At 67.3% G+C, this 17,644-nt stretch carries 21 protein-coding genes; 15 read left to right on the top strand and 6 right to left on the bottom strand.

The genetic code is table 11. The annotated features are described in order from the left end of the window. Positions 1 to 127: 127 nt before the first annotated feature. Both wrbA and DFR24_RS04135 read left to right on the top strand, forming a co-directional pair. Positions 128 to 721: an NAD(P)H:quinone oxidoreductase gene (gene wrbA / locus DFR24_RS04140; RefSeq protein WP_133880060.1), complete on the top strand. Its 594-nt coding sequence runs from the start codon at positions 128 to 130 to the stop codon at positions 719 to 721. Beyond that, positions 721 to 1,101, top strand: coding sequence for a DUF2069 domain-containing protein (locus DFR24_RS04135; RefSeq protein WP_133880059.1), 381 nt, complete (start codon positions 721 to 723; stop codon positions 1,099 to 1,101). Before wrbA ends, DFR24_RS04135 begins: the two co-directional genes overlap by 1 nt. Here the strand turns inward: DFR24_RS04135 and DFR24_RS04130 are convergent. Genes DFR24_RS04130 through DFR24_RS04120 form a run of 3 tightly spaced genes read right to left on the bottom strand, consistent with a single transcriptional unit; the run spans position 1,022 to position 3,427 of the window. Further along, entirely contained in the window at positions 1,022 to 1,720 is a 699-nt protein-coding gene (locus tag DFR24_RS04130) for an HdaA/DnaA family protein (protein WP_133880058.1), read from the bottom strand. The two genes, DFR24_RS04135 and DFR24_RS04130, sit on opposite strands and share 80 nt — an antisense overlap. Further along, a complete protein-coding gene (locus DFR24_RS04125; protein ID WP_246051509.1) occupies positions 1,717 to 2,898 on the bottom strand; it encodes an AI-2E family transporter in 1,182 nt (393 codons plus the stop codon). Before DFR24_RS04125 ends, DFR24_RS04130 begins: the two co-directional genes overlap by 4 nt. Beyond that, positions 2,885 to 3,427 carry a DUF2066 domain-containing protein gene (locus DFR24_RS04120; RefSeq protein ID WP_162851029.1) on the bottom strand — a complete coding sequence of 181 codons (543 nt, stop codon included), beginning with the start codon at positions 3,425 to 3,427 and terminating at the stop codon, positions 2,885 to 2,887. The genes DFR24_RS04125 and DFR24_RS04120 overlap by 14 nt, the downstream gene beginning before the upstream one ends. 203 nt (positions 3,428 to 3,630) lie before the next feature. On the opposite strand from DFR24_RS04120, the gene purM reads away from it, so the two are divergent. The 3 genes from purM to DFR24_RS04105 are packed head-to-tail and all read left to right on the top strand — an operon-like array spanning position 3,631 to position 6,063. Then, a complete protein-coding gene (gene purM / locus DFR24_RS04115) occupies positions 3,631 to 4,662 on the top strand; it encodes a phosphoribosylformylglycinamidine cyclo-ligase (RefSeq protein ID WP_133880055.1) in 1,032 nt (343 codons plus the stop codon). A gap of 13 nt (positions 4,663 to 4,675) precedes the next feature. Further along, complete coding sequence (purN, locus tag DFR24_RS04110; protein ID WP_366518899.1) at positions 4,676 to 5,326, top strand: phosphoribosylglycinamide formyltransferase; 651 nt, start codon at positions 4,676 to 4,678, stop codon at positions 5,324 to 5,326. Continuing rightward, a complete protein-coding gene (locus DFR24_RS04105; RefSeq protein ID WP_133880053.1) occupies positions 5,323 to 6,063 on the top strand; it encodes a DUF3108 domain-containing protein in 741 nt (246 codons plus the stop codon). The genes purN and DFR24_RS04105 overlap by 4 nt, the downstream gene beginning before the upstream one ends. Before the next feature lie 146 nt (positions 6,064 to 6,209). Here the strand turns inward: DFR24_RS04105 and DFR24_RS04100 are convergent, their stop codons facing one another. Together DFR24_RS04100 and DFR24_RS04095 are read right to left on the bottom strand one after the other, a co-directional pair. After that, entirely contained in the window at positions 6,210 to 7,565 is a 1,356-nt protein-coding gene (locus tag DFR24_RS04100) for an MBL fold metallo-hydrolase (protein ID WP_133880052.1), read from the bottom strand. Positions 7,566 to 7,655: 90 nt separating this feature from the next. Further along, on the bottom strand, positions 7,656 to 7,955 hold the full coding sequence (locus DFR24_RS04095; RefSeq protein ID WP_133880051.1) for a hypothetical protein: 300 nt from the start codon (positions 7,953 to 7,955) through the stop codon (positions 7,656 to 7,658). 75 nt (positions 7,956 to 8,030) lie between these two features. Here DFR24_RS04095 and DFR24_RS04090 point away from each other — a divergent pair, with 75 nt between their 5' ends. The 8 genes from DFR24_RS04090 (at position 8,031) to DFR24_RS04055 (ending at position 14,592) form a co-directional block, all read left to right on the top strand. After that, entirely contained in the window at positions 8,031 to 8,804 is a 774-nt protein-coding gene (locus DFR24_RS04090; RefSeq protein ID WP_246051507.1) for an ion transporter, read from the top strand. Beyond that, positions 8,801 to 9,070, top strand: a complete 270-nt coding sequence (locus tag DFR24_RS04085; RefSeq protein WP_133880050.1) for a YcgL domain-containing protein — start codon at positions 8,801 to 8,803, stop codon at positions 9,068 to 9,070. Before DFR24_RS04090 ends, DFR24_RS04085 begins: the two co-directional genes overlap by 4 nt. A gap of 70 nt (positions 9,071 to 9,140) precedes the next feature. Continuing rightward, on the top strand, positions 9,141 to 10,757 hold the full coding sequence (locus DFR24_RS04080; protein WP_133880049.1) for a hypothetical protein: 1,617 nt from the start codon (positions 9,141 to 9,143) through the stop codon (positions 10,755 to 10,757). Between the two features lie 122 nt (positions 10,758 to 10,879). Continuing rightward, positions 10,880 to 11,650, top strand: coding sequence for a glutathione S-transferase N-terminal domain-containing protein (locus DFR24_RS04075; RefSeq protein WP_133880048.1), 771 nt, complete (start codon positions 10,880 to 10,882; stop codon positions 11,648 to 11,650). Positions 11,651 to 11,692: 42 nt separating this feature from the next. Further along, a complete protein-coding gene (locus tag DFR24_RS04070) occupies positions 11,693 to 12,235 on the top strand; it encodes a GNAT family N-acetyltransferase (RefSeq protein WP_133880047.1) in 543 nt (180 codons plus the stop codon). A gap of 125 nt (positions 12,236 to 12,360) precedes the next feature. Further along, complete coding sequence (locus DFR24_RS04065; RefSeq protein ID WP_162851028.1) at positions 12,361 to 12,993, top strand: LysE family transporter; 633 nt, start codon at positions 12,361 to 12,363, stop codon at positions 12,991 to 12,993. A 59-nt stretch (positions 12,994 to 13,052) separates the two neighbouring features. Further along, positions 13,053 to 13,754: an ion channel gene (locus DFR24_RS04060; RefSeq protein WP_210772461.1), complete on the top strand. Its 702-nt coding sequence runs from the start codon at positions 13,053 to 13,055 to the stop codon at positions 13,752 to 13,754. Beyond that, entirely contained in the window at positions 13,741 to 14,592 is an 852-nt protein-coding gene (locus tag DFR24_RS04055) for a DUF6929 family protein (RefSeq protein ID WP_133880045.1), read from the top strand. Before DFR24_RS04060 ends, DFR24_RS04055 begins: the two co-directional genes overlap by 14 nt. A gap of 82 nt (positions 14,593 to 14,674) precedes the next feature. Here the strand turns inward: DFR24_RS04055 and DFR24_RS04050 are convergent, their stop codons facing one another. Beyond that, positions 14,675 to 15,298, bottom strand: coding sequence for a TetR/AcrR family transcriptional regulator (locus tag DFR24_RS04050; protein WP_133880044.1), 624 nt, complete (start codon positions 15,296 to 15,298; stop codon positions 14,675 to 14,677). Positions 15,299 to 15,535: 237 nt separating this feature from the next. On the opposite strand from DFR24_RS04050, the gene DFR24_RS04045 reads away from it, so the two are divergent. Together DFR24_RS04045 and DFR24_RS04040 are read left to right on the top strand one after the other, a co-directional pair. Further along, positions 15,536 to 16,741, top strand: coding sequence for an acetyl-CoA C-acetyltransferase (locus DFR24_RS04045; protein WP_133880043.1), 1,206 nt, complete (start codon positions 15,536 to 15,538; stop codon positions 16,739 to 16,741). A 20-nt stretch (positions 16,742 to 16,761) separates the two neighbouring features. Continuing rightward, entirely contained in the window at positions 16,762 to 17,637 is an 876-nt protein-coding gene (locus DFR24_RS04040; protein ID WP_133880042.1) for an alpha/beta fold hydrolase, read from the top strand. Positions 17,638 to 17,644: the final 7 nt, after the last annotated feature.

Raw genomic sequence — 17,644 nt, 5'->3', positions numbered from 1 at the left:
GAGCCGATCCTGAACGGCGCGACGGGTCTTTCGGCGGGTAGCTGAACGCGAACCGAACGGATCGCCGGTCGCGGTCGCTGGCTCCCTCTAGAATGCCGCTCCGTTTCGTTCACGAATCCCGCATCGCATGGTCGAAGTCCTGGTCCTCTACTACTCGCGCAAGGGCGCCACGCTCGCGATGGCACGACAGATCGCCCGCGGCGTGGAGAGCGCAGGTGCCGTCGCGCGCCTGCGCACGGTTCCGGCGGTTTCGGCCGACTGCGAGGCCAGTGCGCCGTCGGTCCCCTCGGAAGGCTCGCCCTACGCCGAGGCGCGCGACCTCACCGAATGCGCAGCCCTGGTTCTGGGCAGCCCGACGCGCTTCGGCAACATGGCGGCGCCTCTGAAGTATTTCCTCGATGGAACCTCGGGCCTGTGGCTCTCCGGCGCGATGGTCGGCAAACCGGCCGCAGTATTCACGTCGACCGGCACGATGCACGGCGGCCAGGAAACCACGCTGCTGACGATGATGCTGCCGCTGATGCACCACGGAATGATGCTGCTGGGCCTGCCGTACACGCTGCCCGAACTGTCGGCGACGAAAACCGGCGGCACGCCTTACGGCGCCTCGCATGTCTCCGGCGTCGGAACCGAACCCATCCCCTTGTCGAAGGACGAGACGACGCTGTGCCTGGCCCTGGGCAAGCGCGTCGCCGAAACCGCGATCCGGCTCGCCCGCTGATGCTGCCCTCGACCTTTGCCCAGCGCACCGCGCTGACGGCGCACGGATTGCTGATCCTCGGGGTCTGCGTGCGCAATCCCTCGCCGCTGAGCGTTCTGCTCGCGCTGGTGCTGTGCCTGCCGCTGCTCGGCATGTGGCGCGGCAAGACCTACACCTTTGCCTGGGCCTCGATGCTGGTCGCGTTCTTCGTGGCCGGATATCTCGCCGAGGGTTATGCGCGACCCGAGACGCGGCTGACGGCGTTCGCGATCGCCAGCGTCGCGGCGCTCGATTACGTCGCGCTGATGATGTTCGTGCGCTTCAGGGCAAGAGAGACGGCTGCAGCAAGGGCATCAGCACCTGCTGAACGAACGGCAGCGTCGGACGGCGCTTCGCACTGAGACAGGCGCGGTCGATCTGATCGAGCGCCGCGATCAGCGTTCCCGCATCGCGACGCAGCCGGGCCAGCAGCCAGGCCACGACCTCCTCGGCCAGCGCCAGTCCCCGTTGCGTTGCGTGCAGGCGCAGCAGTTCCCGCCGATCGTCTTCGCGCAGCGGCTTGAGCCCGAGCAGTGCCATGGCCTCCAGCCGCGTTCGCAGATCCGGCAGCGGATCGACGAGGCGCGCAGGCGGCACGCCGGCGGCGAGCAGCAGTGGCAAGCGATGCTGGCGCCGATGGTCGACCAACCGCAGCAGCGCGATGGCGCTGTCCGCATCACCCGCGAGCGCATCGGCATCGTCCAGCGCGAGAAGCCGGGCGTCCTTCCAGTCTTCCAGCGCCGAGGCCTCGTAGGGTTTCATCGCATAGAGCGCTCGCGCGCCCGCCATGGCGACGACGGCGCGCAGCAGATGCGTCTTGCCCGACGCCGCAGCGCCGTAGAGCCAGGTTGCCGGCAGACCCTGGCCGGTCGACATGGCGTGCAGGGACGCCACGAGTTCGCTGTTGGGTCCCGCGAAGAAATTATCGAAGACCGGCGCCTGGGACAGCTGCACCGGCAGCGCGAGCTGCGCTCCCTTCATGGAGGAGGCGTCGCTGCGCCCTCCCCTGCAGTGGCGACGGCTTCAGCCTGCGCAGGGGCCGGCGCGCCATGGCTGTACATGCGGCTTTGCAGCCACTGCTTCTTGGTTTCACGCAGGACGACGGCGATCACCGCGGCCACCGGCAGCGCGAGCATCACGCCGACGAAGCCGAACAGCTGGCCACCCGCCATGACGGCGAAGATCACGGCGACCGGATGCAGGCCGATCTTGTCGCCCACCAGCAGCGGCGTCAGAACGTTGCTCTCCAGGATCTGGCCGATGCCGAACACCACGGCGAGCCAGACGAAAGGCAGCAGTTCCTGGGTCTGCACGAGCATCGCGATGACGGCCGTGAGCACGCCGACGATCGCGCCCAGGTAGGGCACGAAGCTGATCAGCCCAACGATCAGGCCCACCAGCAGCGCGAGATTCAGGCCCGCGATCCACAACGCGATCCAGTAATAGACCGTCAACGCGGCCATCACCGTGAGCTGTCCGCGGATGAAGGCCCCGAGGACTTCGTCGGTCTCGCGCGCCATGCCGCCGATCTTGGGCAGCGCACGCGGCGGAACGACGCCGCGGATCCAGGCCACGAGTTCGTCCCAGTCGCGCAGCAGATAGAACGTCACGACGGGCACCAGCAGCAGGTTCGCGATCGCCGTGAACAGCGCACCACCCGAGGCCGAGACGTGCGTCCAGACCGTCTTGAGCATCCCGCTGGCTTCGGACCAGTGCTCGGCGATGATCACCTTGAAACCGGCCGCATCCAGCCTCAACCCGTCTGGCAAGCTCACGCCGATGCGCTGCAGACCGTGGTTCTGCAGCCACGCCAGCCACTCGGGGATGTTCTGCAGCAGCACGCGCAACTGGTCGGTCAGCATCGGCAACAGCAGCACCAGGCCGGCCAGCCCCGCCAGCGTGATGACGAGAAACACCACGCAGACACCCGCCGTGCGCGACAGATGCCAGCGCTGCAGGCGATCGACGATGGGATCGCCGGCGTAGGCCAGGCCGGCGCCGAGCACGAACGGCGTCAGGATCGGCGACAGCAACCAGCAGAACAGGACAAAAATGCCCAGCGCCACCAGCCAAGGCCAGGTTTCGCGCACGCGCAGCCGATCGAGCGCGGATCCCGATCCGGCGTCGGCAGGCGCCACGGACAGATCAGCGTCGGGCAAGGACATAGTTCCCCGCCTGGTCACGACTGATCAGGTCACCGGCTTCCGCGCGCTCGGCCGCCATCTGGATACCGCCCTCGACGACCATTCGCAGCCGTAGCGTGCTGTCGTGCAGCTCGTCGACATCGACCGTCCTGACGCCCTTGATGCGCGTGAAATGGCGCAGAACCTTCGAGTAGTCCGATGTCGTGCGCAGGCCGTGCACCTCGACCACCCAGTTCTCGACGAGGCTGGAGTTGATGCCGAATACCGGCAGCCCCTGTGCGCGCAACGCGGCATCCACCGCCGCGGGATCGAATACGGCGCGGAACATCAGCCCTTCGCCCGATTCGTCGCGTACGAAGCTGTACTGCTGCACCAGGCGCGGCGCCAGCGCCAGGATGGACGAGGTGCGGTCGTCGTATCCGCCCACCGCGCCCTTCAGGACCTGGATCAGGGCCATGCGCAGCCCGGTATCGCGCGACTTCTGCGATTCATCCTGGACCGGCACGATGGCCCCGTACGGGTTTCCGGGCAGCGGCTGGGTCATCGGAACCGCGGCCCCGGGACTGCCTTTGAGCGGCGTCTGGGCCTGACAAACAGGGCTGAAGCCGGCCGCGAGCGCGCCGATCAGGGCGACGGATCGGCAGGCGCGCGACACGATCGGGGGAAAGATGCGATGCATGCAGGGGATTATCGCGGCGCGGTCTGTAAAATGCATTGCACATCCGCACGTTCCCGCTTCTCTCTCCGATGAGTACCCGTAAATCCCTGTCGTACCGAGACGCTGGCGTCGATATCGAAGCCGGTGATGCGCTGGTCGATGACATCAAGAAGATCGTCCGCTCCACGCACCGCGCGGAAGTCCTCGCCGGTGTCGGCGGGTTCGGCGCGCTCGTCTCGCTGCCGAAGAAATACAAGAAGCCGATCCTCGTCAGCGGCACCGACGGCGTCGGCACCAAGCTGCGGCTGGGCATCGAGTCGGGTCAGGTCGAAGGGCTGGGCATCGATCTGGTCGCCATGTGCGTCAACGACGTGCTGGTCTCCGGCGCCGAGCCACTGTTCTTCCTCGATTACTACGCGACCGGAAAGCTCGACAACCGCACCGCCGGCCTGGTGATCCGTGGCATCGCCACCGGCTGCAAGCAGGCGGGCTGCGCGCTGGTCGGCGGCGAGACCGCCGAAATGCCAGGTCTCTACAACGCGGACGACTTCGACCTCGCGGGGTTCTGCGTCGCCGTGGTCGAGAAGTCGAAGATCATCGATGGCTCGAAGATTTCCAAGGGCGATGTGATCGTCGCCCTGCCCTCCAGCGGTCCGCATTCCAACGGCTATTCGCTGGTGCGCAAGATCCTGTCGGTGGGCGGTCATTCGGTCGACCAGGTTTTCGAGAACGGCACGCTCGGCGATGCCTTGCTCGCGCCGACGCAGATCTACGTCAAGCCGGTGCTCAAGCTGGTCGAGTCCGGCGTCGACGTACGCGGCATGGCCCACATCACCGGCGGCGGCGTCACCGGCAACCTGACGCGCTGCTTCCCCAAGGGCGTCGGCGCGATGGTCGACACCAGCAGCTGGAAGCGCCCGGCGATCTTCGACTGGCTGCAAGCCGAAGGCGCGGTCGAGGAGGACGAGATGCGGCGCGTCTTCAACTGCGGCATCGGCTTCGCGATGGTGATTCCGCGCAAGCAGGTCGATGGCGCGCTCGCGCAGCTGCGCAAGGCCAAGCTCAAGCCCTGGGTCGTCGGCGAAGTCGTCAAGGGAAAGCAGGACGTCCGGTTTGCCTGAGCCCCGCGCCCGGATCGTGGCCCTGGTCTCCGGCCAAGGCCGCAACCTTCAGGCGCTGATCGACGCATGCTCGGCCGGGCACATCGCGGGTGATCTGGTCGGCGTGCTGAGCAACCGCGCGGCCGCACCGGCTCTGGCGCGGGCCCAGGCCGCCGGCATCGCCACGCGAGTCGTGCCACACGACGACTACCCCGACCGCGAGGCCTTCGACACCGCCCTGGCGGCCAGCATCGACGCGTTCGAACCCGGCATCGTCGTGCTCGGCGGCTTCATGCGCGTGCTCGGCGACGCCTTCGTGCAGCGCTACACGGGCCGCATGATCAACATCCATCCCTCGCTGCTGCCGCGCTACCCGGGGCTGCGCACGCACCAGCGCGCGCTGGAGGCCGGTGACGCCGAGCACGGCGCCACGGTGCACTTCGTCACCGGGCAACTGGATGGCGGCGCGCCCGTCATTCAGGGCCGTGTCAGCGTCCAGGCCGAAGATAGCCCTGAGATTTTGGCCAGCCGAGTGATGAACGAAGTGGAAATCCGAATCCTGCCGCAGACCGTCGCCTGGATGGCCGAGGGCGCGCTGTCGCTGGGCGATACGCGGGCCCTGCTGCGCGGCGAGGCGATCGAGACGCCGCTTCAGCTCGCGGACCTCGACGAGCGATTCCGATGACCCTTCGCAGCGTATTCGACGTGATGAAGCGCGTTCGTCGCTGGCGTCTGCTGCTGCTCGTCGCCATCGCGACGGCGGGCCCGCTCACGCAGGCCGCAACGCCGGCGCCGTCTCCGAGCGATGCCACCTACCTGCTCACGCGTGGCGTGATGACGCTGGGCGAGGCGCGTTTTCAGCTCACGCAGCAGACGGATCCGAACTGCTGGCGTTACGAGTACCGTGCCAAGCCGTCCGGCCTGGCGCGCCTGTTCATCGGCGAAGTGACCGAGCGGTCGGACTTCTGCATGGCCGACGGCAAGGTTTTGTCGCAGAGCTTCGACTTCAAGCGCGCGGACAAGCCCAAGGACGACTTCAGCCTTCGCTTCAACTGGACCGACGGCGTCGTGCGCTCAAGCGCGGGTGAAATGCGGCCGCTCGAGACCGGCATGGTCGATCGCCTCGCGATGCAGATCGCCGTGCAGAACTGGGTGGTGTCGCGGGCCGGCCAGCCCGGTCCCGAGGAGTTCTCGGTCACCAAGGTCGAGGACGAACGCGCCAAGACCTATCGCTTCCGCATCATGGCGCGCGAAGCCGTGCAGACCCCGGCCGGGAACTTCGACACCGTGCGCGTGGAGCGCGTCAACGACAAGAAGAAGTCGACAGTGTTCTGGCTGGCGCCGGCCAAGGGCTACATGGCCGTTCGCGTGCAGCAGACCAAGGATGGCGACGAGCAGATCAAGATGGTGCTGAAGAACTAGCGGCGCCATCCCGTAGCCCGGGTGAAACCCGGGGTTCCCCTCGAATACGGAACGCGACCCCGGGTTTCACCCGGGCTACGCGTTCTGCCGGGTATCCCGGCGCCCGGACGTTGAATTTCGCGAAGCGAAAGAGCCGGGGTTCCGGCTCAAACCAGCGCGCCCTCTTCCCGCAGCTTGTCCAGGTGCGACTCGATATTGTCGCGCGCCAGCGGCAGCAGGCGCGGATCCAGATCCTTGTAGATCACGTCCAGCATCTCGCTGATCGAGCGTCCCGCTCGATGCAGCTCGAGCACCGAGCTCTCGCGCAGCCGGCGGTGCCGCAGCGTCTCCTGCAGACGGAACGTGGTCCCCATGGCCAGGCCATGCGAGGGCAGGATCACCTTGGGATCGAGTTCGATGATGCGTTCCAGCGACTCGAAGTAGCGCCGCATGTTGCCTTCGGGCTTGTGGATCACCACGGTGCCGACGCCCTGGATCAGGTCGCCGACGATGCACCAGGCGCGATCCGCGGACATCAGCGCGAGCTGCCCCTCGTCGTGCCCCGGCACGGCGATGGCGCGCACCGGACGGCCCTTCCAGTACGTCACGATGTCGCCATCGTTGACCAGACGCTGCGTGAGCCCCGAGAAGAACTTGGGCGAGCGCTCCGAGATGCGCGCCGAGGTATCCGCACTCAACGCGATGCCGACACCCAGTCGTCGCGCCAGCACGTCCGCGCGTTCGTTGTGGTCCGGATGGTGATGCGTGAAGAAGATCTCGTTGATGCCGAATGGGCGCATGCGTTCGGTCAGCGCGTCCAGTTCGTCGTCGTTCCATGGCGACGGATCGACGAGGATCACATTCGATCCCTCGTCGCCGATCAGGAAGCAGTTGGTGTGGAACGCCGGCGGCAGCGTGTTCGAGCGCACCGGAATCTTCCGCAGGCCGTGCACGGCCTGGATGATCGGCAGGCGCTCCTTGTGGAACTCCTCGAGCGCCACGTTGGCCGGCTCGGTCCCGCCGCCCGCGGCGAACAAGGCCACCGAGGCCGACGTCGGCGGCGCCAGCAGCAACTGGCCGTCGAGGTATTCGGCGTGCAGGTCCTCAGGCCTGGCCCATCGGAGCTGATCGACCTCGCCCATGTCGAGCGTGATCTTCGGCCGATGCTTCAGATCGATTCGATAGAACAGCGTGTTGAAGCGCACCGGCAGGATCGGCGGCGTCAGCGCATTCCCGAACAGGTGGACCGCCTCGACGTCGCCGGCCTCGCAGGCTGCATCGAGATCGAAGCCGATCTCTTCGCGCAGCTCGCGCGCCAGCGCCTCGACCAGCCGCGGTTCGACCGCTGCGCACCACGGGGTGGTGCGATGCGGCGCGTCCGAATCGGCCTTGTCGACCTTGCCGCCCGGAAACGCCCAGTAGCCCGGGAACGCCGCGAGCGCCGGGTGACGCCGCACCATCAGGATTTCGTCGCCGTGATGCAGCACGGCAGTGACCGCTTCGCGAATCGGGGATTCGGCCATGGAAACCCGCACGAAAGATGAACGGGCAGTGTAGGCGCGCCAGCCCCGCACCGCGATGGATGCAACTACCTAGACGTCACGACGGGGACGCTAATCGGCGGGATTCTTCTGGATCGACTTGAGCGCCACCTTGTCGCCGCCGAACGTGACGTGGATGGTCTGATCGGATCCTTTCCAGGTTTCAGCGGAGAAATTCAGCGGTCCGATGGCGCCACCCGAGACCTCGTCCGGATCGCCGAGGATGCCGTACACCTCGGCGCGCGGCATGCCCACGTTCAGCTTGGCGTAGCTCTCCGCCGTCACGCGCGAGCAGCCCGCCAGCAGCAGCGTGCCGCAAATCGCGCCGATTCCCAGGTTTCGCATCCAGCTTCGCACCCGTCGATTCTTCATCTGCCGCCCTCCGCGGTTGACTGCAGGACCTGGTCGCGCTTGACCCCTCGTACAGCGCCTGCGTAGCGTCGCGCGATGAGCCGCCCCGAACAAGCCTTGCACCTGGAGATGGCCGACGCCGCACGGCGGGTCGGCCTGCTCGACTGGCTGATGCTGGTCCTGGCCCTGGTCTCGGTGGGCCTGCTCGTCTGGGAAATGCTGGCGACGCTGAGTCCTCAGACCACGCAGCTGATCTTCGCCGCGGACTATGCAATCTGCGCGATCTTCGCCGCGGAGTTTGGCTGGCGCTGGCGCCAGGCCGGCTGGAAGCTGGAGTACGTCAAGCGCAACTGGTACGAGGTGCTGGGCATGATCCCGCTGCAGCATCCGGCGCTGCGCGGCTTCCGGCTGTTCCGCGCGCTGCGCATCCTGATCCTGCTGTCGCGTTTCGGCAGGGCCGCCGATCGTGCGCTGGGCGACGAGTTCACCTACCGCCTGGTCAATCGGTTCAAGAACGCGATCGTCGAATCGATCAGCGGCGCGGTGACGGTCGCCGTGCTCGACGAGGTCAGCGAGGTTCTGGCCAAGGGCCAGTACGCGCGCAACATCGCGCGGGCGCTGGAAGAGAACCAGCCGCAGCTGCGTGCGATGATCGCCGAGAAGTTGCGCAATGACCCGCAGACTGGCCGGCTGTCGAAGCTGCCGTTTGCCAAGGATCTCAGCGAGACCTTCATCGACCTTGCGTTGCGCGTCGTCGAACAGGTGTTGCTCGATCCGCGCACGGACGAGCTGATCGCCGACGTGCTGCGCGAGAACCTGCAACAGATCCGTGCTTCGGTGGAAGCCAACGCGGAAAGCCGGGACGGATGACGATGAAATGCACGATCTACCGGGTCGGCAGCCAGGATGGAACCTACGTCTACCTGCGGGAAGGCCTGGACCTGACCGCGCTGCCGCCCGAACTCCAGCAACGCGCGTCGCGCATGGCGCGCGTGATGGATCTCGACCTCGGACCGCGGCGCAAACTGGCGCGCGTGGACATCCAGCAGGTCCTCGAAGGGCTCGAGAAGCGCGGCTGGTACCTGCAGCTTCCGCCCGACGGCAAGATGCACGTGTCACTGCATTTCGGCGACTGATCTCTGCATCGTCGGCGAAACCTTGCTCATTTCTTGCTGTCGGAACCGTCGTCCCACTCCCCTGCACACGATGCCCCAGCTTCTCCGCAATACGCTGCCGCTGATCCTGCTCGGCGCCCTGCTGGCCGCCTGCGGCTCCGGCGGACGCTTCGTCAAACCGGTCGCCACGTCGGTGAACCAGGAAACGGCCACGCCCAATCCCTCGAAGTACGCCGACGGTTATCTGCGCATCTTCGTCAGCTCCAATCTCGACACCAACGGCCGCGCGCTCGATTTCGGACCGGAATCCCAGCGGCCGGCGATGCTGCTGATATCCGCCAAGTTCGGGAAGGGTACGGTCGCGAGCTTCTCGACCAACACCGAGCCCGAGATCCCGGTGCTGCTGTACGACGTGCAGGAGGGCAAGACGGTGAGCGCGATCGTCGACAACGCGCTGCTGACCGAAGGCCTGCTGGTGGACCCCGAGTCGCTGTCGAAGTCGCCGCACCTGCAGATCGTCGTGCGCGGTGTGCCCAAGGACAAGGCGAAGTGGGTGACCAACCTGCTCGAGATCGCCACCGGCGAACCAGTGATGAAGTTCGGCATGGGCTTCGTGCCCGGCGGCCAGGTCGTCAGCGGATTGAGTTCGAAGCTCGGCGAGATGCTCAGCGACGAGATCAAGACCGAGAAGAAGCCCTGGGAAGAGAAGACGCTGCTCGGACTGCGCTCCGACGAGGGTGTGTCGGCGCTCGACGGCCGCCAGTTCGTCGTGATGCTCAATTCCACCGGCGTCGAACTCGAAGCGCCGGCGCCCAACCTGCGCCGCTGCGAGCGCGGCCAGTCGCCGACCGGCCTGTGCGACGCCAAGGGCAAGCCCTGGATGCCGGCCGAGGCCTACGTGCGCTTCGAGCTCGACGTCGTCGATTACCGCTCGGTGAAGGACTTCATCGGCAGCGCGATTTCCTGCGAGGCCGACGAGCGTGTCTGGGCCGACTACCGCGCGCTGCTCGCTTCCGGACAACTTGCGCGCCTGCAGACCGAGTACGAGCGTCACCTGCTGACCCGCGGCGAACTGCTGTTGACGGTGCGACGCGCCAACACCGAGGCGCCGGCCTGGCGTCGCGGCGGGCGACTGCTGCAGTACGCCCAGCAGGCCGCATCGCTGCCGACACCCAACGATGCGTACTGGATCGAGCACTACCGCTCCAGCGCGCAGCAGGTCGAAGCCTGCATCCGCAGCGCCGCATCGCGCGGACAGTCGCAGTACGCCGCGATCTGGGACCAGGCGATCGGGCTGTTCGTACGTTCGCAGTCGTATCCCACGTGGGCGACGGCGCTCGCCGGCAGCGCAGATCCCGAAGCGCCCGCGCTGCGCGATGCCGAGCGCGAGCTCACGCGCCTGCGCCAGTTGATGTCGGCCGGTGAACTGCGTTCGCTGGATCCCGACAGCATGGAGCCGCTGACCAGTCTCGACGCGCAGCTCGAGAACCTGCTCAAGCCCGTCTACGAGCGCGCCGTCGAGCACATCCTCGACGCCGAGGAGGAAGTCGCTGGAAAGCGGCAGCGCCTGAACGATCTCGTCGCCCGCAGCGCGTGCGCCAGCTGCCGCCAGTTGCTGACCGCGCGGGTCAACGCGCTCCCGCCCGACATGCCGCCGACCGTTCCCGTCGAAGCGACGACGCCCGTTGCCGCTCCGCCGCCCACCTGACGTAGTCCGGACGAAGTCCGGGAGTGGCACTTCGGATGGCGACAAAAAGCTCCCGGACTTCGTCCGGGCTACGGAGGCGGCCCTGCGCCACAATGGCCGCCCGTTATCCAACCCTGAGACGCATGGCCTCTGCCTTCGACCTCACGACGTCCCTGATCGCCAGTTCCTGTCGCGGCTGGCGCGGCGCGGCCTCGTTCACACCCGCCACGCGGCAACCGGAAAAACTGCTCGAGCTGTACGACATCGAGGCCAGCCCCTACTGCCGCTTGGTGCGCGAAGTGCTCAGCGAGCTGGACATCGACGCGATGATCTATCCCTGCCCGGCCGAAGGAACACGCTTCCGTCCGCGCGTGCAGGAGCTCGGCGGCAAGCAGCAGTTTCCTTTTCTGGTGGATCCGAACACCGGCGACAAGCTGTACGAGTCCGCGGACATCGTCGATCACCTGCGACTGGCCTACGGCAACGGCAAGCCCGCATCGCGTGGTCTCGGCCGGCAGCTCGGCATCGTCGGCTCCTATGCGGCCACCGTGTCGCGCGCGATTGGGCGCATCCGCGGCATGCGCGCACGTCCGTCGCGCGCGCCGGAACAACCGCTGGAGCTGTACAGCTTCGAGGCCAGTCCGTATTCGCGCCCGGTGCGCGAACTCATGACCGAACTCCAGCTGCCCTACCGGCTGCGCAACTTCGCGAAGTCGCGCTGGGAAGAGATGGGGCCGCCTGCCGTGCGCGGAAAGTTCTTCCCGGACGCGCCGCTGACCAGTCCGAATCGCATCCGCATGAAGGAACTGACCGGGCGTTCCCAGGTGCCCTATCTCATCGACCCGAACACCGGGACCGCGATGTACGAGTCGAGCGACATCCTGCGCTACCTGGAGCAGGCCTACGCGCTGTGAAGCCGCCCGCGATGCGGCGATGCGCGCCGCGAGTGCGCGCGGATGAGCTACGCGCTGACGACGCATTACCTGGAGATGACCGCGCCGGATCAGCTGGTACCCGCGCGGACACCCGAGCCTGAACCACACATCGAGCAGGCCTGCGTGCCGCTGCCCGAACTCAACCGCTTTCTCTACACGGCAGTGGGCGGCGACTGGTACTGGCGCGACCGGCTCGCCTGGTCGTACGCGGACTGGCTGCAGTGGCTGGACCGGCCCGAGGTGCAGACCTGGGTGCTGTACGACCGCGGCACCACCGCCGGTTACGTCGAGCTGGAGAGACAGGCGGGCGACGACGTCGAGATCGCGTACTTCGGCCTGATCCCGCGTTTCATCGGTCGCGGCCTCGGCGGACATCTGCTGACGGTCGGCATCCACAAAGCGTGGGCGATGCAGGCGCGGCGCGTATGGGTTCATACCTGCACGCTCGATGGCCCGGCCGCGCTGGCCAACTACCGGGCCCGCGGTCTGCGGCTGTACCGCGAGGAGACCGTGGAGCGAGCCGACCCCGGTGCGCCGGACGGTCCCTGGCCCGGCGCTCGTTAGGAATTCAGGGGAGTGCTCTCCACCACGCGGCCCGGATGGCGAACGCATCCCGGACTTCGTCCGGGCTACGGGTCGCACCGCGAGCGGGCTTCGAAGCCGCGTACGGTTCCCGGACGCGCAACGCCATGACCGAAGCCTGGGCGATCTTCGGCGCGGTCGCGCTCGCCCACGCACTCGGCGTGTCGAGCCCGGGACCCGACTTCGCCGTGATCGTCCGGCAGACGCTGGCGCATGGACGCGGCATCGGCGTGGCGACCGCACTGGGCATCGGCAGCGGCATCCTGTTCCACGTGAGCTGGGGCATGTTCGGCCTGGGATGGGCCGTCGAACGGTTCCCGGGACTGCTCGATGGGCTGCGTTACGGCGGCGCGGCCGTCCTGCTGTGGATCGGACTCAAGGCCTTGCGCTCTCAGCCGATGCTCGCGCGCTCGGGCGAGCTAGCGCCCGCCGCGGCGCCGGCACCTTCCGCCGCCCGCGCCTACGGCCTGGGGCTGGCCACCAATCTGCTCAACGCCAAGGCGTTCCTGTTCTTCGTCGCGCTGTGCTCGAGCGTCGTGACGGCCGGCACGCCGGCCTTGCTGCGGGTCGTGCTCGGGCTGTGGATGGTGGTGGCCACCGCCGCGTATTTCAGCTTCGTGGCCTGGACCGTCGGCCATCCCGCCGTGCGACGAAGACTGCTGGCCCACGCACACCGGATCGATCGCGCGATGGGCGCGCTGCTGATCGGATTGGCGCTGGCGATCGCGTTCGGCTTCTAGGCGGCGCGCATCGGTGGCAAGCTCCGCCACGTTCTCGCTTTTCGCAGGATCAACCCCTCTTGGCCAGCATCTGGTTTCTGCGCCGTGTCGTGCTCGTGAAGCACCATCCTTCGGCGGTGCTGCTGGCGGTACAACTGGCCGGCGTTCTGCTCTACGCACTGATGGAGCATGTGCCCGGCGGACGTGCGGTGCTGGCCGGTTTCGGCCTCGTGGTGCTGGGCGCCGCCCTGCAAGTCGTGCGCAGCAGTGCGTTCATGACCTGGCTGGGCGGCCTGCTCGCGCTGGTCGTCGTTCTGCTGCTCGGCCTCAACATGCTGTGGCCGAGCACGCATCTGGATATCGCGGCGGCAGCGGTGCTGGCCGCGTTCTACTTCTACGCGGCGGGCTCGCTGATCGCCTACATGCTGCAGGACCTGACCGCGAGCGCCGACGAATTCTTCGCGGCGGGCGCTACGTTCACCCTGCTCGCCTGGGCCTACGCGCATCTCTACAACGTCTGCCAGGCGCTCCTGCCCGGCAGCTTCGGCGCGATGGTCGATCCCGAGGCAGCGCGCAGCTGGATGGAACTGCTGTTCCTGAGCTTCACCGTGCTCTCCGGCGTGGGCCTGGGCGACATCATTCCGCTGACGCCGATGGCGCGCGCGCTGGTGATGCTCGAGGAATTGACGGGCGTCATGTACATCGCGCTGGTGGTGTCGCGACTGATCGCGCTGGCTTCCGCGCCCAAGCATCCGCCCCGCCGTCACGATGACGCTTCCTGACGGCCAGCTCGACGCGCGCTTCACGCTGACGCTCAGCGCGGCGAGCGGCATCGTGCTGCGCGACGGCATCGTCCACGTGATGGGCGACGATCGCGGTGCGCTGGACCGGTTCCTGTTCGTGGACGGCACGCCGCTGGCACCGATCGCCCTGATTCCCGGCGACGCCGACGCCGACGCCGTGCTCGCCAAACCCGACAAGCCCGATCTCGAAGCCCTGGTCGACCTCGGCGATGGCAGCCTGCTGGCGCTCGGATCGGGTTCTCGCGCGAATCGTGAGCGCGGCTTCAGGATCGGCGCAGACGGTGTCCAGGAGATCGACCTGTCGCCGCTGTACGCGCGCCTGCGTCAGGATCTTCCCAACCTGAACATCGAAGGCGCGGCACGAGTGGGCTTCGAACTCGTGCTGGCGCATCGCGGTGTCGGCAAGAGCGACGCCAGCTGCCTGGTGCGCCTCGACGCATCGAAGCTGCTCGCGCGGCGTCCGTCGAGCTGGACCGCAGCAGGGCTGATCGAGATCCGGCCGGTGGCGCTAGGCCAGATCGACGGCGTCGCGCTGGCGTTCACGGATCTCGCCACCGATGCCGACGGTACGCTGCACTACCTGGCCGCCGCCGAAGACACCGACGATCCCTATCTCGACGGTGCCTGTCGCGGCAGCGTCATCGGACGGCTGACGAAGGGTTCCGCGCTACCGACTGCCCGCCTGCGGCCCGATGTGAAGGCCGAGGGCCTGGCGTTTCTCGGTCGCAGCGTGCGCGACAACAGCTGGGCAGTGGTGACCGATGCGGACGATCCGGGCCTGCGCGCGAAACTCTACGAGCTGCGACTGCCGCGCTGACCCGTAGCCCGGGTGCAACCCGGGGCTTCGGTCCGTTGATCGAAATAAGACCCCGGGTTTCACCCGGGCTACGGTCGTTGCATTACTCCGGCTTGGCGATGCTCCGCCACAGCATCTCGAACAGCACGTTGGCCTGTCGCGTCGGCGGATCCTTCATGCCTCGCACGACCCAGGCCTGCACGGTGCGCTGGACCACGCCGTAGATGAAATCGAGCAGCGTCTTTTCGTCCACTTCGCTGGTCAGCACACCGCTCGCACGGCCTTCGGCCAGCACCTTGATGAAGGTGCTGAACAAAGGCCGGTGCTCGTAGGCGCCCGAACGCCGCCAGGTGTTGATGTAGACCGAACTCATCAGGATCTGCAGCACGCGCGGATTCTTCTCGAAGAAATCCAGCGAGACCCAGAACGTCTTGCGCAGGCGCTCCTTGTAGTTCTCGATGCCCTGCAGGTGATCGATCATCCGCGCCGCCAGCCGCTGCAATTCGGAGTCGAGCGTCGAGAACAGCAGCGCTTCCTTGCTGCCGTAGTATTTGTAGATCGTCTGCAGCGAGACATTGCCGCCGCGGGCGATCTCGATCAGGCCGACGCGGTGGAATTCACGCTGGCTGAAGATATCGAGCACCGCTTGCTCGATGCGCTCGCGCGTCGCGGGGTCGAGCTGGGCCAGGTCCGGAAGCCGCAGGGCGGCCGCTTCGGGTTTGTTCATCGCATCAAGTGAATGGGTAACGATCTTTACTATACGAAAGTCGGGGACCAAAGGCCCGCACCGATTCGCGCATTGACCCCCGACCCTCGCTGTCCCTAAGCTGCGGGCCTGCTTTCCGATCGACTCTTCCGTCGGCGCCGGCCGCAACGCCCGCGCATCGACCCGTCCTCGCCGCGGTGGCCCGCCACGCGCGACCCGTAAGCCCCATTACCCACGCTTTCCACTGGAGCCTGTTCCATGACCGACGCATACATCTTCGACGCCGTTCGCACACCGCGCGGCAAGGGCAAGCGGGACGGCAGCCTTCACGAGGTCACGCCGATCCATCTTCTCGGCAACCTCTTCTGGGCGCTGCAGGATCGCAACGGCCTCGATACCTCGCAGGTCGACGACGTCGTGCTCGGCTGCGTGACGCCGGTCGGCGAACAGGGCGCGGACATCGCGCGTGTCGCCGTGCTGTACGCGGGCTGGGACCAGAGCGTCGCCGGCGTCACGCAGAGCCGCTTCTGCGCCTCGGGCCTGGAGTCCGTGAACATCGCCGCGATGAAGGTGATGTCGGGCCAGGAAGACCTAGTCGTCGCTGGTGGCGTCGAGTCGATGAGCCGCTGGCCGATGGGCTCGGATGGCGGCGCATGGGCGATGGACCCGCGCGTCAACGACAAGCTCGCGTTCATTCCGCAGGGCATCAGCGCCGACCTCGTCGCCTCGCTCGAAGGCTTCTCGCGTCGTGACGTGGATTCCTTCGCCGCCGAATCGCAGCGCCGCGCCGCCGCCGCCAAGGCCGCGAACAAGTTCTCCAAGAGCATCATCCCGGTGAAGGACATCAACGGCATGGTCGTGCTCGATCACGACGAGACCGTGCGTGGCGACACCACGGCGGACTCGCTCTCCACGCTCAAGCCCAGCTTCGAGATGATGGGCCAGATGGGCTTCGACGCCACCGCGCTGCGCAAGTACACGACGGTCGAGAAGATCGAGCACGTGCACCACGCCGGCAACTCGTCGGGCATCGTCGACGGCGCCGCGCTGATGCTGATCGGCAGCAAGGAAAAGGGCGCGGCCCTGGGCCTTAAGCCGCGTGCGCGCATCCGCCAGGTCGCGGTCACCGGCAGCGAGCCGACGATCATGCTGACCGGCATCGGCCCGGCCTCTAAGAAGGCGCTGAAGAAGGCGGGCATGTCGGTCAGCGACATCGACCTGTTCGAGATCAACGAGGCCTTCGCCGCCGTGGTCATGCGTGCCGCGCGCGATCTGGACATCGGCATGGACAAGATCAACGTCAACGGCGGCTCGATCGCGATGGGCCATCCGCTGGGCGCCACCGGCTGCATCATCCTGGGCACCGCGCTGGACGAACTCGAGCGTACCGGCAAGAGCACCGCGCTGGCTTCGCTGTGCGTCGGCGCCGGCATGGGCATCGCGACGATCATCGAGCGCGTCTGAGCGCTACGAGAGTCCACGCCATGCTCGGGCACTGGTTCGATTCCGCGATCCACGTCCTGCGTCGTCCCGACGCCGGGCGCTGGAGCGCGGACACGCGCCTGCTGGACACGGCGGTCGGCCGCATCCGCGCCCGTGACACCGGCGGCGACAAGCCGGCGCTGCTGATGACACCGGACGGCCCTTGCGTCATCGAGCACCATGCCGAACTGATCGACACGCTGGCGTCCGACTTTCGCGTGATCTGCTTCGACCAGCCCGGGTTCGGCTACTCGTATCCGCGCTTCGGCTATGCACATCGGCTCGAACAGGGCGCGCAGGCGATTCTCGCGGTCATGGATGCGCTCGACGTTCAGCGCGCCACGCTGTCGCTGTCCTGTGCCAACGGGTTCTACGCGCTGGCGGCGGCGAAGCTCGCACCGATGCGCTTCGATCGGCTCGTGCTGGCGCAGACGCCGTCGCTCGACGCAATGCAGCGCTGGGTCACGCGCGTGATCCCGCGTCCGCTGCTCGTTCCGGTCGTCGGCCAGGCGCTGGTGCGTTCCCGCGTCCGCAAGACGGCAGCGGGCTGGTTCGACATCGCGGTTCCGCGTGGCGCCGATCCCGCACCGATGAAGCGCGTGACCGACGCGGCGCTGCACGATGGCGCCTGCTTCTGCCTCGCCGGCGTCTGCCAGGGCCTCGTCGCTTCGGATGCTTCGCTGGTGGCGGGCGTCACCGCGCCGGTCGTGCTGGCCTGGGGCGACGCGGATCGATCGCATCGCCACACGCCGCCGGATTCGCTGCAATCGCTGGTCCCGCATGCCGAGCTTCATCGCTTCGAAGGCTGCGGCCACTTCCCCAACCTCGAGCAGCCGGCGCGATTCGCCGCGCTGCTGCGTTCCGCGGCCGTGCATTGAGCGCACC

Origin of the sequence: Panacagrimonas perspica, assembly GCF_004364935.1 — a bacterium.
GTDB lineage: Bacteria > Pseudomonadota > Gammaproteobacteria > Nevskiales > Nevskiaceae > Panacagrimonas > Panacagrimonas perspica.
The sequence above is the reverse complement of the archived record's forward strand: the minus strand, read 5'-3'. Positions and strand labels throughout refer to the sequence as shown.